Here is a 15,310-nt window from a genome sequence, read left to right as displayed (position 1 = left end):
AATATGAAAATCAAAAAGAATTGAAAAAAACATGAAGAAAATTGAGGTGGAGCATATGGGGCAAATATATGCGTGCTTTCTGAACGGTAAGTTGTACGGATGCGGCGACATCGAGTATATGAACGACCTATTCCGCGATTACGTTGTTTATTGCGAGATGTATGGGAGGGACGACTGTACATTCCGGATAACTACGAAGGAGAAAGCTCGTAGAGTATTGATTAACGAAACTATATACGAAAACAATGAAGCATTAAAACGATTGGAGGGTGAATAATTGCGGTTTTGGATTACGTACGGGGCATATGTTTTCTTTTTCGCATATTCGATCACACAGCTTATAACGTTTGAGTCGGGTAACTATACCGGCTTGGCAGTATTTTTGCTTCCCCTTATATTGTCGTCGTTTATAACAGCATTAGTCGTTTCCCTCGGGTTATGCGGAAGTAGTTCTCATAGCGGACATGGAGATGGGAGGAGGAGAATAAATGAGAATATTCTAAATGATTTTGTAGGCTAAAATATTTGGTGATTATTATGGGATCAAAATAAAATAGTTATTTTATTTAAAAGGAGAGAACAGATGAATTTTCAACGAGAGTACTTAGGATATTGCATAAATAATACTGCTGACATGCTCTGGTTGTGGTATGACTATCACACTGAAATCTTTGACAGGTCTTTACCATACACGGTAGCAGCTCCAGATGATGAAACTACAGCAATTCCAACCCGGTTCCCATATACAAGTTGGTCTAATAATAATGCACACAAACTGTTAAACGATATTTATTGGATCGCTAATGCTCATGGAGTATCTGCAGAAGAAATGTTTCGAGCGAAAATGAGCGAAGTTAGAGGGAAAAGCAGTTCACAGGATCGGATTGATTTGTTTTTAAAATTAGATAAAAAAGGGCAATTTGAATTTATAAAAGATGTGAACAATTAAATCACTAAAGATATTATTCAACAGCAAATAAATTTCAAACTAATTGATCCTTGTACTAAGTTTTCATTGAGATTAATTAACTTTGAGCTAAGGAATTATGTAACGGAGAGATTAGACTCTCCAGGATTCAAAGGAAGGTATGCGGAGTTTACCATGCCTAGTCTTAAATCTGTGCTTAACCTTACATAAGACAGGTTCTACAAATACATATTCGTCAGTTTCAGACTTTACATGTTTCATAGAGTGGAACTTACTTCGTTCTGCATTCGGCATGAATTCCATAAATCCAGCTGCAGTACCATCAGGATAAGACAGAAGAAATTTTATATCCTCTTTGGTGTAGCCAGTGATAAGCACATCTGTGTAATCATAATTAATCACTTTCAGCCAGCTATGGGAACGTTTATTAATTTCATAGGGGGAGTTAGCTTTCTTTAGTACGATTCCTTCAAGATGCTTTTCTTTGGCCAGATTGAAGTAAGCTAATCCGTTTCCTTGCAGGCCTTCGATCACAAAGACATTATCGTGGTCAAGGTTTAAGTCTGAAAGCATGCTCTTGCGTTCAGTGAGTGGCTTATTAGCGACTGAATGTCCGTCAATATAAACTACATCGAATACACAGTAAACCACCTTATGAGCTGATTTCTTAGACATAAAGCGTTCCATTACAGCTTCAAAATCAGGGGCGCCGCCTGGGGCAGTTACAATGATTTCACCGTCTAAAACAGTTCCATTAGGTATATCAAGATCCAACAGTTCTGGGAACTTGCTTGTTACCTCATTGTTGTGACGAGTGTAAAGCTTTATCTGATCATTAAACTTGGAGAGGATCAGTCTAATTCCATCAAACTTCAGCTCGGTAATATAACCATCGTCATCAAATGGTTCTTTGATTGAATGCAATAACATTGGCGATACAAACAAAATATCACCTCCTACTTAGAACATAATAGCTAAGCGAAGGTGATATATAAAGCAAAATGACTGTGGTACTTAATGGGATTCAATCAGTTCCCGTGAGTTGTTTTTAGGAGAGTTAACCAAGGATGAAACTTGATAAGTTTCCATGTCATCAGAGTCATACGGTAGCAGAAGACTTTGAAGATAATCAGGATCGGTGTTTTTGGGATTTAACCATTCCTTTTCATTCTCATCAGTAAGAATAACCGGCATCCGATCATGAATGTCTTCCATAAGCTCATTGGGCTTTGTCGTGATGATTGTGCAAGTATACAACGGATTGCCTTCTGGGGTTTTCCACTTTTCATATAAGCCGGCAAATGCAAAGAGATTGGATGATTTAAGCTTAATCCGCATAGGAATCTTAGTCTTCGGATCGAGTCGTTTCCATTCATAAAAACTGTCCGCAGGGATGATGCAACGTTTGCTAACAAGCGGTTTTCTGAAGCTAGGTTTCTCGGCCAATGTTTCAGCTCGAGCATTGATCATTTTATAGCCGATCTTTTCATCTTTAGCCCAAGGAGGGATAAGACCCCATCTTAGCTTACCCAGACGGTTGTTTGATCCATCATTAATGATTGTCAGGATGTTCTGTGAAGGAGCTACATTATAACTTGGATGGTATTCGTCTTCAGACAAAAATTGATCTATATTGAACTGTTCAATGATGTCGTCAAACTCAGAAAATAAAGTGAACCTGCCACACATGTTCATCATCCTTTAGGGTTTTTTTGAATATTGTACCGGCTTGATACACGAAAATCAAAAAGGAGGAATGTGATGCACCTGCAAACAGTTGAGGTAAAAGAAGTTGAAGTGTTGATTAGAGGTATATGGACAAAGAAGAAGTTCACGGATATCCAAAAGGGACAAACATTTAAGATTGAGGAAAATGGGAAAGCCAAGAAATACATAGCAAGAACAGATCCTTATTGGGATGAGCTGTATGAAGCCTACATAATTGATTTATTTGATAAAAATAAAATAAGTTTAGGGTGATATTTCTGAATTTATTGAGAGATGCGCGGATATTAAGAAGAGAACTTCTTCTTGGAGCTTTAGCGTTAGTAGGTATGAATTTGTTTGTATATTTTCTATTCGGTGGTTTAACAGCCATAGACAATCAGAGGATGATAACACGAAGAATTGGAATGTTTGTTGTAAGTATTGGAATACCATGTTCTTTTATTCTAAAATACTTGATCATTTGGAGACCGTTAATCCGTAAGGCAATGGAAGAGTTAAAGGAAGAAGATCAGAATGAACGTACGCTCAAGAAATATGAATTTCTAAGAAAGAAATTTGATAAAACAGAGATTTATAAGGATGAAAATAGATTAAAAATGGAGGCGGAAGAATGAGAGAAATTAAGTTTCGAGGAATGAGCATTAATGGAGAATGGTATTACGGCAACCTATCAATCATTAAGCAAAGAATCAAAAGCATGGGTATTGATCCTGGTTCTTATATCTCTAATAAAGCTGGGGTTCCATTTGCTTACAGTGTGAGATCAGAAACAGTCGGGCAATACACCGGATTAAAGGACAAAAGTGAGGCCGGGCAGGAGATTTGGGAGGGAGACATTCGAAAAGACGCTTTGGGGAGAATATTTAAGGTTGTTTACGACAATGATTTAGCCGCATTTTACGGAGAATATACTAACGGTCATTATGAGTCTCTTGGCGATTGCGGGGCAGATTCTGAATTTCTCGGAACAGTCTATCAAAATCCAGAGCTTTTGGAGTCTAAATAAAAACGATATTTTATAGAGGAATGGAGTGAAGCAATATAGATAGAACAAATCGTACTTTGATAGAGCTTGAATTAATGATTGAAGACGGAACAGTTCCCAAAAGATTGATTAATCAAGTAAAACAGTTTATTCATAGTGTAAAAACACAAGAAATAAACATTGCTGATCTTAGACATTCCTCAGCTAGAAAACAATATGGAGATGAGTTCATATCCTTATTAAATAAAGCTAATCATCAGCAGTATTTAAAATATTATGAATTGGCATGCAATAAATTTAAAACCAATTTTTAAAGATAGTGTGCGTTAAAAGTATTTTTTAACTTAAAGGAGGTGATTGAGATGTAACTCATTTCAGTAATCTAAAGTGTTTAAGAATAAAAACAAAAGGAGTGTTTATTTAATTGAAGATTAAAAACAGAATAGAGGATTTGTTAAAAAAGATTGAAGAGGCAGAGAGGGTTAGCATTGGGACGCGTCCCCAACTCTGCATGCATCGTATCACTACGAAGCTATTAAAGTATATCACAGGTAAGAAGACTTTTCCAGTATTGGTGACTGCTCTGGTTTCATTCCTGAATCCAGTGAGTATTTTAGCAGCGGACAAGTATCGGAACTTTGAAGAGCTTAAAGCGAATGAATCACCGTTCAATTTTAGCGTGTTCTCAAAAGAGCAAGACACTGATGTATTAATTCTTGCTCCCCATGGAGGTGGTATAGAAGGGGGAACAAGCGAGCTTGCAAAGGAATTAAGCGAAAAATACTCTACATATCTTTTTGAAGCTTTAAAGACACCAGGAGCATTTGATTTACATTTAACCAGTACAAATTTTGATGAACCACAAGCACTTGAATTGTTGAAGGAACATGAGTTCACTCTGTCACTTCACGGTTATGCAAGTAATGACCAACAGGTTCTAGTTGGTGGCACAGATCGGGACAAAGCTGAAGCGATAACAAGCACATTAAATAATGCCGGTTACTCTGCAGAGCTTCTTGATGAAGGGACGAGGTTATCCGGTAGCAGTCCGAACAATGTAGCTAATAAAAATAAAACAGGAAAGAGCATTCAACTAGAATTGAGCACTGGATTGCGTAAATCAATGTTTAACACCTTTTCTTTAAAAGGACGCTATGGCACAAGAAATGAGACCTTTTATAACTTCATTGACACTCTATCAGGGTTTCTCAATGAAAATGTAGAAGGGAAGGGTTTGACAACATGAACATGCAACAGCCCTTATACTATTTTGTTGATGCTCAGGATTGGGGAATTGATGATAAAGGGTCAAATGCAATTGATACAACAGAAGGATTAAACCGAGCTTTAGAGTACGCAAGCTCTAAATCATTTTATAAAGTACATATTCCAAAAGGTATCTATTTGATCGATGCTGTGAATACGTCAAAGCGGTTGCCTGAATTTGGAGGAGGTATTAATGTACCGTCAAATATTGAGTTGATACTGCATCCAGAGGCAATTTTTAAAGTGTTACCTAATGATTCACAAGGCTACTCCTGTTTTTATATTGGCCAAGTGAGCAATGTTACGATTCGTGGCGGTCAAATTATAGGGGATCGATATGAGCATGATTACTCTAAAATCAATGCAATTCAAAGAACTCATGAATGGGGCTATGGCATCCATGTTCATGGTAGCAGCAATGTATTAATTGAAAATGTGCAAGTCTCTGATTGTATTGGAGATAACATTTGGATAGCAGCTGAAGGAATGATGAACACTTCAGGAACATATACACCTTCAAAGAATGTAACTGTTCGAAAGTGTACGCTTTTAAGAGGGAGAAGAAATAATATGGCTACCAATGGTTGTGAAGGTCTTCTTGTCGATGACTGTGATATAGAAGAAGCTGGGGGAGATACAATTGGGCCACAATTAGGCATTGATTTAGAGGGCTTTGGAGAAAACGGAATTAAATATGATCACCCGTATAAATTAACTGTGCGAAACTGCAGGTTTAAAAACAATGGACGTGGATCCGTTACAGCGCACACAAGCGGCAAGGTAATTATTGAAGGAAACTACAGTGACCATGTTATTTCCTATGGATATAGCACGGATGTCAGTATCAAAAATAACAAGATCATCAATGAAAATGAAATTAAGACATATGGGATTGACTCTGTAGGCGTTTCAAGTACGGAGTCGGGAAACAGAGTTCAAATTGATGGCAATACGATAAGTGGCTTTGAAGTGGGCATTTGTGTAAGAGGAAAGGGTGGAACAGTATCAAATAATACTTTTGAAAATATAAAAGCATGTCCTATTGCAACACATCAAGCAGAGGACTTTTTAATTACGGACAACAGGATAGAAAACAGTGATTGTGTTCAAGTCCAGGTTAGAAACTCAAATGATATTAAGGTTGTGAATACCAAAGGAAAAGGAACGAGCTCATCATATGCTGCAAAGATAATGGATTCTAGCCGAATCAGTCTTGTTAATAATGAATTTGCTAATGTGTATGGTGGAATATATTGCGAAAGATCTCAGTCAGTTCGTTTAAAGGGAAATGATTTGTTGTTAAGTGGGAGTGGATACGGCATCTTTTGGGACAAGGACTCTTCTGTCTCACTACAACGAAATGAAATTCATGAGCCTAGGAATGTTGCAATTAAAGGTACACCTGAGAAGTATAGTTGCCAGATCAATGAGAATCAGATTTATTTCTGTAAATCATTGATCGCTATTCAACTGACTGGTGGTTCAGAACACATTTTAAAGGATAATGAGATAATGTTTAATCGTTCAGTAGACCAAGGATACGGCGTTTATTTGGAGAATACAGACAAGGTACGTCTCGTCAGGAACGATGTTTATGTAATTGGAGGAAGGCTGCTATCCCATCCTTTTTACACAGAAAAAGCAAAGAACACAACCTTAGTTCAGAACACATATAATAGTGGAACACTAAAGACTGCAGAAGGAGATATTGTGGTCTAAATAAAACTGTAGTTTTAACAAGATTAGGAGATGGTTTATTGAAGTATGAAACAACATTTGCTGTAAGCGATATTCATGGAGAGTATGAAAAGTTTATTGAGTTACTACAACATTGGGATCCTGATTCAATGAATTTAATTATTATGGGCGATTTAATTGATAGGGGCAATGATTCACTCAAAGTTGTTCAGAAAGCTATGCAGCTTAGACAAGATTATGGCGAGCAAGTAGTGGTTTTAAAAGGCAACCATGAAGATATGCTAATGATGTTTTTACAGGAAAGGGATTATGGAACAGGCTCCTGGTACTTCAATAATGGTGGAAATAAAACATACGAGAGCTTTATTGAAGAAGCTGATACATATTTTCACAGTTATGAAGTTAAAGCACATAAAATGTCCCTTAAAACAAATGAGATTGAATTTATTAGAGACCTGCCATTGTTTCAAGAATTCGGGAATGTCCTTTTTGTTCATGCCGGTATCAATCCTTTCATATCCGACTGGAAACAAGGAGATGTGAAAGATTTTCTTTGGACAAGAGGTCATTGGAATCACAAAAACGAAACAAATAAACACATTGTGTTTGGACATACTCCCACTCAATTTATGCATAACAGTCAAACAAATAATAATGTTTGGATCAGTAATTGTGGAACGAACATAGCAATTGATGGTGGAGCTGTTTTTGGTGGTCAATTAAATGGCATTGTCATAGATAAAAACGGAAAAATTTTAAACACAATTAGCGTATAGTCTGAACAAGGGAGATGGGTAAATGTCCAATATTTTAAGTAAAGAACAAGATGAAGCAATCCGGTATTTCAAGAACAAGCTGAATATATCTGAAAAATTGTACATATCTTTAATTAATTTTGAACTGCTAAGAGATAAACATGAGGACTTTGGTAATAGACTATACGAGCTTTATAAGACAGACCCTTATTTGTATATCAAAGCGCTCAAAGAAGGTTACGTGGTTGATCAGTCAATTGAATTTAATGAAGCAATTGTGCGGTTCTATGATGGTGAAGAACTTGCTGTAATTCATAAGACCACTGGGAAGAGATATAACGTGAATATAAAAATGAAAAAGCTTCCTGACGGTTTTACGCTACAAACAATGAACATGTGGTCGTGGAGTGAAGTTGTTTAATTTTATGAATTTTCACTTGTTTTGATTTGTTATGTCGTAAAGTGGGTACAATTAAGGATTAGCAGGAAAAGGATCACTCATAATAATGTAAGGAGGTGTTTAATGTGTTGGTATTTGAATATGGCAAAACGAAGCAAGAAGCTCTGTCCAACCTATGTAGAAAAATGATCCGTGAGTACCCAGATGAAAGTTTCTCAACAGACTCCGCAAAAGTTTCTGATTATGGTAATGAAGGATCAGATAAGAGATACGTAGCTGAATTTCAGGTATAGAATAGTTTGTTATACAGAAGCGCCTTTGCTTGGGCGCTTCTTAACTCTCAATATCATTTTATAAAATTACACGCGCTATTGGGGTGTGGAAACAAGAAGATCAATCTGCAGAAGCAGCCGGCACTGCAATTGATAAAGACACTCATCACAAGAAAGAACTGTTTTTTTAGGATAAAAATAAAATAGTTATTGACCGTTGCGTTTTGATGATGTAAGATTAAGTTATCCCAAAGAGAGAAAGGAGGAAAGAGATGAAGAAGGAATTAAAGATACTGAAAGTATCTGCCGAAGCCTTACATACCTACAAAAATGATGTAAAAAGGAATTGCGACATTGACGAAGACCAAGCAAGAAGAAAATTAACTAGGAATGTGATGTTAGTAAAGGAATTTAAACCAAGAGGAATTAAAAGAGGTCTTTTTTCTAAAACATATTCATACGGAAACTTAAAGATCACAATTCGGCATGGAACAGTAATAAGGATTGAAAATGTAAAAGGTGATCCTGAACCTTGGGACTTTCCAAAAAAGAGATACATAGAATTAAATAAGCTACTTGGTATTAAGGATTGTAAGTTTAGTAGCAAGTCTCATTATAGGTATTTTAAGAGTAAAAATAAAATATAACATTAACGGAGGCGTTATATTGAGCAAACTTTATAATACATTTGAATTTATCGGTAACCTATTTATTTCAAACAATAAAGAGAAATTCCATGAAATTAAGGAATATGACAGCGGATGGGTTAAGGAAAGATTAAGCTTCGCAGTTCAAGAGTCAAAAACAAATAGTGTTTTTGTTGAGATTGAAGGTGGTTACTCAAAAAGTAAACAAAATAAAGTGTTTTCATTCAGCAAGGGTACAGAAAATGAAAAAGGATCAAGACTCGAAATTCCATGGGAAGATCGGTTGAAAGAAGAAACAGTAAACATGGTTGCTGATTTTTCTAAGATCCTAATTAACTTAAACGATGAGTCAACAAAAGCCAAATTAAATGAATTGAAATTTAAAATTAGAGGGTTGGAAATGAAAGGCTCTCTTACTGAAGAAGAAAATAAAACTTTATCTACCCTCAAGGGAGAATATAAACAATTAAACGTAAACGGCGCAGAATTCATTCATGAATATGATGCTATTCAATACTTGTCCCAAAACCTCGAAAAGCATAAAGACAATAAATTTAAAATTACAGGTAATATTGAATACAATTCATGGAATGGACGGAATTTTAGAAAGTTCAAAATCAAAACCATTGAAATTGTAAGTAGTGATACACCATCTCAACTAAGAGCCACAATGGATGTATTTTTCACAAGTGAATCTTTAGATGAATCGTCATTTGAAGAAGAAAAAAGGTACTTTGTTGATGCATATGTGCTTAGCTATGATAATCAGGCAAAAAAAGATCGATTTTTTCCTCAGCAATTAGTCATTAATGCACAAAAATTGGACTTTGAAAATGAATTACATATGAAACGATTAAATCTCTTGAAAAACTTCTTTAAAGTTGAAAATGATGAAGTATATCACCTTCAATGGGTTGTGAATATTTTCAGGGGTGCTGATGAGATTGAGTTTACCGAAGAGGAACTCACGGAAAGTCAAAAGGAAATGATTGCATTAGGTTTAAACACACTGGATGACTTTAAACCTAAAGGAGGGCTATTGGGCGAAAATCGTGAAGAAAATAGACTTTTAAAACCTATTTTAAAAAAGATTAATGATTCCAATGATTTTACAGAAGGTGCTGCAACCTCTACATATGAAATTGAAGATCTTACATATATTCCACAACTGATACAAAATTCTACACCACCCGTAGAAAAAGAAGAACCTAAAGTGACTGAAGAAGAAAAAGATAATGCATTTGATGATTTATTTGCTTGATTTGAAAAGACCTAACTGACATTTATTTAAAAACAATAAGGAGATGTTTATCCATATGGCAAGAAAATTTGGTAAAAAGAATAAAATTAAAGTTAATCCTCTCGATTATAACACTGGAATTATTGGTGAATCGGGGATCGGTAAAACAACTCTAGCTAAAGAAGTTTGTGAAAAATTAGTCGGAGAAGACGGGTATATAATTTTGAATATTGGTAAAGAGGATGGTATTGATGCCATCCCCAATGCCTCTTATGAAGATGTTCCTGATTGGACAACCTTTGATGAAATTACTAAAGATATTATTAAAAACAGAACAACAGATTATGATGATTTAAAGGTTTTAGTATATGACACATTTGATGAGCTGATTAAAATTACAGAACCAGAAGTTATTAGACTACACAATAAAGCAAATCCTGAAAAAAGAGTGAATACCATTAAAGCAGCATTCGGTGGTTTCCAGGCAGGAGAGGACAAGGTAATTGAGTTAATTCTTGAAAAGATGTGGAAACTTAAAAAGGTCGGTATTAGCATGTTTATTTTAGGTCATACGAAGAAAAGAACAATGACAGACGTAGTTACGGGTTTGGAATACGACATGCTGACAACCAATATGACACATAAATACTTCAATGCGATTAAAACCAAGTTGCACGTTTTAGGAGTAGCATCTATTAATCGGTCGATTGAAAAGAAAACAGTTAAACAAAAAATTGGGCCTGACAAAACAGTGGGAACAGTTGTTGATGAATCAAGAATCATCACTTTTAGAGATGACAACTTTAATATTGATTCAAAGTCAAGATTCTCAGATATTACACCATCAATTCCTTTAGATCCGAATGAATTTATTAAAGCAATTGAACAAGCTATCCATGTGGCTTTTGATAAACAAAAAAATAACACAAATAACATTGAAGAAGAAAGAAAAGAACAAGAGCAAATTAAAGAAATTCAAATTCACAACGAAGTTAACAACGCATCTTTTATTGATAAAGAAGAGAATGAGAGGTTGGCAGAAGAGATTAAGACACTATTCCCTAATGCAACTGACGAAGCTAAGGGTGAAATGAAGAAAATTATGGATCAATTTAATATGAAAGATTTTAAAGGAGTAGACATTGTACCAACTACAGCATTCGAAAAGATAGTCGAAGCATTATCTAACTAAGGAAAAGAGGGGGAGAGTCTCCCCCTTATCAATAGGAGAGGGTATTCTTGGCCAGAAGATGTGTATGTCAAATATGTAAAGCTAATGGAACTGTTGATACTTTTTTCAGGGTTTCTGATGATAAGGGGAAAAATAAATACTACTGTACTAAGGATGAATATGAAACCTATATCAATGATAAGGTGAAACGAAAAAACCTCTTAAACTACATAGCGAAAGATGTCTTGAATTATAGAGAGGGTCAAGTCATTCCTCCAATTTTTCTAAAAAAGATAGCTGAACTAAAAAGATTTTATGATTATGAAGTGATACAAATTTGCTTTGAGAAGAACCAACAAACAATTCAATATTGGTTAACTAATAAAGAGTTTTACAACGAGTATGGGATGATTAGCTATATTTTTAAGATTGTTGAAAGTAACATCAATGATGTTTATAAGGAATGGATGCATGAACAAAATCAGAGAATGATTGAAAAAAATCATAATCTTGATATTGCAATTGTAAATCAAACTAATATCGTTGAATCCACATCTTTAAAACAAAACAATTCACCAAAAAATATAACAGAGTTTCTGGATGGGGAGGACGAGTATTGAACAACTTAGATTCTTATCCAAAGGAATTAGTTGAAAACAGGGGACAAATTGAAGGAAGCTTTATATTTTGTTTATGGAAAAACCCTGATTTGTATGAGGATTATAAAGACCACGTGAGAGCGGATAGAGATTTTCTAACAGAAGACGGGAAATTTTATTACTCTCTAGGTTTAGAACTGAGCAACATGAATTATAAGAGCTTTGATGATGCGAGTGTTTTCAGCTACATAGAAGGTAAAGAAACATTAAAAAATGGTTTTATTCGGCGAGGTGGAATGAAAACCATTGATGAACTTAAGCACGTACTAAACGATGAAAACGTTGAGACATACTATGATGAACTAATTAAATTTAACATGATACTAAAGCTTCATGATAAGGGATTCAATGTTTCGAACGAGCTTGATAAATTCAAGAAGATGACGAGTCAACAATTGTACAGTTACTTTGAATTTCAATTAGATAATGTTTTTCTAGGTCGCGGTTCAGGAGTGAAAATTGAGGATCTTGATTTGAATGAAGAGTTTGTCGAATCAATTGAAAACGGGGAAGAAATGGGATTAAGCTATTCAGCTGCATGTCCATTATTGAATTATCACACGCTTGGACTTCATAAATCTAATGTTCAAATTTTTGCTGGATTTAGTGGGACAGGGAAAACAAGTTTTTGTGTTTCTTCTTATATCATGTCAATTTTAGATCAGGGTGAAAAGGTAACAATTATCGCCAATGAAATGAATAAAAGGGCTTGGCAACATATTTTTATGGCAACAATTTTAAGTCATAAACTTGGTTATTATGGTTTACCAAGAAAGAAACAAAAAATGGGCAACCTAAAGCATGAGCAAAAGGAAATGTTACATAAGGCAATTGAATATTATGAGAAGCATTACAAGGGGCGTATCAAATTTGCCAAGATATATGATTACAGCATTAATGATGTAAAGAGAATAATGAGAAGAATGGCAAAACAAGGCTTCGGTTATATGCTTTACGATACATTTAAAGCTGAAGATGCTGCTTCAACCAATGTAACAGGTGAGCTAATTGAAGCCTCAAAACAGTTATTGCAAGTTGCGGAAAAAGAGGATATTTGTATCATCATTACAATGCAATTAGCCATTTATATGGAGAATACAAGATATCTAACAGCATCATGTTTATCAAATGCCAAAGCGGTTAAGGAGATTGTTTCCGAGTTAGTTCTAACAAGACCTTTATGGGAGGATGAATTCCCAGGAGGAAAATTCGATGTTAAACCCTATAGATTCAAAAAAGACTCGTCGGGAAAATTTACAAACATTAAAGAAGAAATTCAGCTAGACCCAAATAAGAAGTATAGATTATTCTTTTTGAATAAGACACGGAATGACGAAGGCGATACAGTGTTGCTATATCAATTTGACGGTGCATGGAATAAATGGATTGAGCTCGGTTATTGTACTCCTAAACATCAGAGAACTACAGAGCGGACATGATTACCAAGGGACGGTGAAATCATGGACGTATATGATCTTAAGAATCACATTATTGAAAAGCCAGAATACATAGTACTTATTTTAGAAAAGACGGGGTTTTACAACGTTGATGAACGCGGAAATGAGTACAGATGTGCAAGAAAAAAAGGAAGAAATCCGACATCAGTAAAAGTAAATAAAACCACTTTAGGTGCAACCTGTTTTTCAACCAACTTAAAAGGTGACTTGATAACACTTGTTCAAAATAAATTGGGTTTATCTTTTCCCAAAACAATCAAAAGGATATCTGAAATAGTTGATTATAAAAGTGAAGAAGAATATAAACCACCTGAGTTACCATTCGGAGGTTTTTATAAGAAGATAAGAAAGCTAAGTAATCCAATGGATTTGGATCTAGAAACGTATTCCGAAGACATTTTAGATCAATTTGTATCTGTTCCAAATAAGTTGTTTTATGAGGATGGAATATTACCTTTAACTCAATCTTTGTTCCAGGTTGGTTACGATAGTGTTTCCGGAAGAATAACGGTTCCATGGAAATCTCTTAGTGGTGAATTGTGTGGTGTAATGGGGCGTCTTAATAAGAAGGAAGTTAATGATGAGGAAACAAAATGGCTACCTATTATTTCATTTCCTAAGTCCAAAACGCTATACGGGTTTGTTGAAAATTACAGTTCAATTAGAGAAAAGAGCATTGTTATGATCGGGGAATCCGAAAAACATTCAATGGCCTTAGCAAGTAAGGGATTGAATGTTGGAGTTTCTTTAGGAGGTAGCTTTTTAAGTGAAATTCAAGCAAATCACATAAAATCAATGTTTCCGAAAAAGTCTTTAGTCATGATGGATGAAGGATTAGGTGAAGAACATAGCGTAGAAATTGCCAACAGCCTAAAGTTTGAAAATTTCTTTGAAAATGAAGTTGGGTACATATTTGATCGTGAAAACAAGTATCTGCCTAAGGGATCAAAAATGGCACCAGCAGACCTTGATAAAAGCACTCTACACCGTCTAATTAGAGACTGTACAGTTTGGATATGAAAAGGAGATGATTGATTGAAAGAAAAATTAAATGAATTGAGACAACAAGGGAAAAACATTTATTCCTTTTCAAAGCTTGGAACCTTTAATAACTGTGAATATGAATACTACAATACATACGTTTTGAAAAAGAAAGGCATAGATAATATTTACACCCTTATGGGTTCTGAATTACATAACGGAATTGAACAGATTTATAAAAATGAATTAGACATTGGAGAATTTAAAAAGGGATTTGAAAATAGATTAATTGAATTAGAGCTGAATGGAGTCAACTTTCCGAGTGACTCAATCGGAGACAGCTGGAAAGCAGACATTGGTCATTTCCTAAACAATTTTAATAAAATTGACAGCAAAATGGTTTTAGAGAAGCTGCTTGTATTTGAAATATCAGATGGGATTTATCTTCAAGGATATGTAGATGCAATCCTTCCCAGTGAAAAAGGAAAACCATACGTTAGTATTTATGACTGGAAGACATCAAGTAAGTTTGCCGGCAAGAAATTAAATGAAGCAGGAAGACAGCTATTGATGTACAAGCTTGCATTGGAGCAAACAACTGACTTAAAAGTAGATAAAATACTATGGTTCATGGTGAAATACGTTTATGTATGTACCCAAGGAAAAACCAAAGTGAAAAAGAAAATGTGTAACAGAGGTAAGTGGGTAAAGGAAATACGAATGCAACTAGAAAAAGAGATGCGCACTTTGGAGTATGATGATTTCGAAATTGACCTATTGTTAGATAACGCAGTAAAAGAAAATAGCATTGACTGCTTACCTGCCGAGATTAAAAATAAGTATTGGCTTGAAGATTGTTTAGTTGAATACGAAGTTACTGAAGAGAAAATTAATGAACTGAAAGATTATATTACTGGTACTGTTAAAAAGATTGAAAATAAAGACCGTGAAGATGAAACCCAATGGGAACCAGTGAAAATAGATAAATACAATTCCTTTTATTGCAGTGTCTTATGTGGTCACCGAAAAACATGCAAGTTTTATAAGGATTTTTTAAATAAATCATCAAATAAATTTAAGAAAAAGGATAAGACCGATTTGTTTGATAACCTATTTTCTTAGG

Annotated in this window: 19 protein-coding genes; 17 read left to right on the top strand and 2 right to left on the bottom strand. The window is 34.9% G+C overall.

What is annotated here, in order from left to right; translation table 11 throughout:
* The first annotated feature begins 583 nt into the window (after positions 1–583).
* Entirely contained in the window at positions 584–949 is a 366-nt protein-coding gene (locus OQ477_RS06355; RefSeq protein WP_265971813.1) for a hypothetical protein, read from the top strand.
* A gap of 111 nt (positions 950–1,060) precedes the next feature.
* On the opposite strand, the gene OQ477_RS06350 is transcribed toward OQ477_RS06355, so the two are convergent.
* Together OQ477_RS06350 and OQ477_RS06345 are read right to left on the bottom strand one after the other, a co-directional pair.
* Positions 1,061–1,873: an RNA ligase family protein gene (locus OQ477_RS06350; protein WP_265971812.1), complete on the bottom strand. Its 813-nt coding sequence runs from the start codon at positions 1,871–1,873 to the stop codon at positions 1,061–1,063.
* A 69-nt stretch (positions 1,874–1,942) separates the two neighbouring features.
* On the bottom strand, positions 1,943–2,617 hold the full coding sequence (locus OQ477_RS06345) for an SOS response-associated peptidase (RefSeq protein ID WP_265971811.1): 675 nt from the start codon (positions 2,615–2,617) through the stop codon (positions 1,943–1,945).
* A 72-nt stretch (positions 2,618–2,689) separates the two neighbouring features.
* Between OQ477_RS06345 and OQ477_RS06340 the strand changes: the two genes are divergently transcribed.
* The 16 genes from OQ477_RS06340 (at position 2,690) to OQ477_RS06265 (ending at position 15,309) form a co-directional block, all read left to right on the top strand.
* On the top strand, positions 2,690–2,908 hold the full coding sequence (locus tag OQ477_RS06340; RefSeq protein ID WP_174747194.1) for a hypothetical protein: 219 nt from the start codon (positions 2,690–2,692) through the stop codon (positions 2,906–2,908).
* A gap of 14 nt (positions 2,909–2,922) precedes the next feature.
* Positions 2,923–3,270 (top strand): hypothetical protein, encoded by a 348-nt coding sequence (locus tag OQ477_RS06335; protein WP_174747193.1) that lies wholly within the window; start codon positions 2,923–2,925, stop codon positions 3,268–3,270.
* Positions 3,267–3,662, top strand: a complete 396-nt coding sequence (locus OQ477_RS06330; protein ID WP_220007225.1) for a YopX family protein — start codon at positions 3,267–3,269, stop codon at positions 3,660–3,662. The genes OQ477_RS06335 and OQ477_RS06330 overlap by 4 nt, the downstream gene beginning before the upstream one ends.
* A gap of 74 nt (positions 3,663–3,736) precedes the next feature.
* The gene (locus tag OQ477_RS06325) at positions 3,737–3,955 is read left to right on the top strand and encodes a hypothetical protein (RefSeq protein ID WP_265971810.1); all 219 of its coding nucleotides are present in this window, start codon (positions 3,737–3,739) and stop codon (positions 3,953–3,955) included.
* Positions 3,956–4,065: 110 nt separating this feature from the next.
* Positions 4,066–4,887, top strand: a complete 822-nt coding sequence (locus OQ477_RS06320) for a poly-gamma-glutamate hydrolase family protein (RefSeq protein WP_265971809.1) — start codon at positions 4,066–4,068, stop codon at positions 4,885–4,887.
* Positions 4,884–6,626, top strand: coding sequence for a right-handed parallel beta-helix repeat-containing protein (locus OQ477_RS06315; RefSeq protein WP_265971808.1), 1,743 nt, complete (start codon positions 4,884–4,886; stop codon positions 6,624–6,626). The genes OQ477_RS06320 and OQ477_RS06315 overlap by 4 nt, the downstream gene beginning before the upstream one ends.
* Positions 6,627–6,664: 38 nt before the next feature.
* The gene (locus OQ477_RS06310) at positions 6,665–7,381 is read left to right on the top strand and encodes a metallophosphoesterase family protein (RefSeq protein WP_265971807.1); all 717 of its coding nucleotides are present in this window, start codon (positions 6,665–6,667) and stop codon (positions 7,379–7,381) included.
* Between the two features lie 22 nt (positions 7,382–7,403).
* Complete coding sequence (locus tag OQ477_RS06305; RefSeq protein WP_265971806.1) at positions 7,404–7,781, top strand: hypothetical protein; 378 nt, start codon at positions 7,404–7,406, stop codon at positions 7,779–7,781.
* Between the two features lie 104 nt (positions 7,782–7,885).
* On the top strand, positions 7,886–8,053 hold the full coding sequence (locus OQ477_RS06300) for a hypothetical protein (protein WP_021493519.1): 168 nt from the start codon (positions 7,886–7,888) through the stop codon (positions 8,051–8,053).
* 251 nt (positions 8,054–8,304) lie between these two features.
* The gene (locus OQ477_RS06295) at positions 8,305–8,679 is read left to right on the top strand and encodes a hypothetical protein (protein ID WP_265971805.1); all 375 of its coding nucleotides are present in this window, start codon (positions 8,305–8,307) and stop codon (positions 8,677–8,679) included.
* A 19-nt stretch (positions 8,680–8,698) separates the two neighbouring features.
* On the top strand, positions 8,699–9,940 hold the full coding sequence (locus OQ477_RS06290; protein ID WP_265971804.1) for a hypothetical protein: 1,242 nt from the start codon (positions 8,699–8,701) through the stop codon (positions 9,938–9,940).
* 55 nt (positions 9,941–9,995) lie between these two features.
* Positions 9,996–11,111 (top strand): AAA family ATPase, encoded by a 1,116-nt coding sequence (locus OQ477_RS06285; RefSeq protein ID WP_265971803.1) that lies wholly within the window; start codon positions 9,996–9,998, stop codon positions 11,109–11,111.
* 47 nt (positions 11,112–11,158) lie between these two features.
* A complete protein-coding gene (locus tag OQ477_RS06280; protein ID WP_265971802.1) occupies positions 11,159–11,710 on the top strand; it encodes a hypothetical protein in 552 nt (183 codons plus the stop codon).
* The gene (locus tag OQ477_RS06275; RefSeq protein WP_265971801.1) at positions 11,707–13,188 is read left to right on the top strand and encodes a DnaB-like helicase C-terminal domain-containing protein; all 1,482 of its coding nucleotides are present in this window, start codon (positions 11,707–11,709) and stop codon (positions 13,186–13,188) included. Before OQ477_RS06280 ends, OQ477_RS06275 begins: the two co-directional genes overlap by 4 nt.
* Positions 13,189–13,209: 21 nt before the next feature.
* Entirely contained in the window at positions 13,210–14,226 is a 1,017-nt protein-coding gene (locus tag OQ477_RS06270; RefSeq protein ID WP_259429501.1) for a hypothetical protein, read from the top strand.
* Between the two features lie 15 nt (positions 14,227–14,241).
* Positions 14,242–15,309, top strand: a complete 1,068-nt coding sequence (locus tag OQ477_RS06265; protein WP_094246807.1) for a PD-(D/E)XK nuclease family protein — start codon at positions 14,242–14,244, stop codon at positions 15,307–15,309.
* Position 15,310 lies beyond the last annotated feature (1 nt).

Source organism: Bacillus sp. ChL18, from assembly GCF_026241425.1.
GTDB classification, from domain to species: Bacteria; Bacillota; Bacilli; order Bacillales; family Bacillaceae; genus Bacillus; species Bacillus velezensis.
The sequence above is the reverse complement of the archived record's forward strand: the minus strand, read 5'-3'. Positions and strand labels throughout refer to the sequence as shown.

Excerpts from the sequence above, each read along its gene's own strand:
- OQ477_RS06355 (WP_265971813.1), top strand. The coding sequence starts at position 584 with ATGAATTTTCAACGAGAGTACTTAGGATATTGCATAAATAATACTGCT.
- OQ477_RS06345 (WP_265971811.1), bottom strand. The coding sequence starts at position 2,617 with ATGTGTGGCAGGTTCACTTTATTTTCTGAGTTTGACGACATCATTGAA.
- OQ477_RS06340 (WP_174747194.1), top strand. The coding sequence starts at position 2,690 with ATGCACCTGCAAACAGTTGAGGTAAAAGAAGTTGAAGTGTTGATTAGA.
- OQ477_RS06330 (WP_220007225.1), top strand. The coding sequence starts at position 3,267 with ATGAGAGAAATTAAGTTTCGAGGAATGAGCATTAATGGAGAATGGTAT.
- OQ477_RS06325 (WP_265971810.1), top strand. The coding sequence starts at position 3,737 with ATGATTGAAGACGGAACAGTTCCCAAAAGATTGATTAATCAAGTAAAA.
- OQ477_RS06315 (WP_265971808.1), top strand. The coding sequence starts at position 4,884 with ATGAACATGCAACAGCCCTTATACTATTTTGTTGATGCTCAGGATTGG.
- OQ477_RS06305 (WP_265971806.1), top strand. The coding sequence starts at position 7,404 with ATGTCCAATATTTTAAGTAAAGAACAAGATGAAGCAATCCGGTATTTC.
- OQ477_RS06295 (WP_265971805.1), top strand. The coding sequence starts at position 8,305 with ATGAAGAAGGAATTAAAGATACTGAAAGTATCTGCCGAAGCCTTACAT.
- OQ477_RS06285 (WP_265971803.1), top strand. The coding sequence starts at position 9,996 with ATGGCAAGAAAATTTGGTAAAAAGAATAAAATTAAAGTTAATCCTCTC.
- OQ477_RS06270 (WP_259429501.1), top strand. The coding sequence starts at position 13,210 with ATGGACGTATATGATCTTAAGAATCACATTATTGAAAAGCCAGAATAC.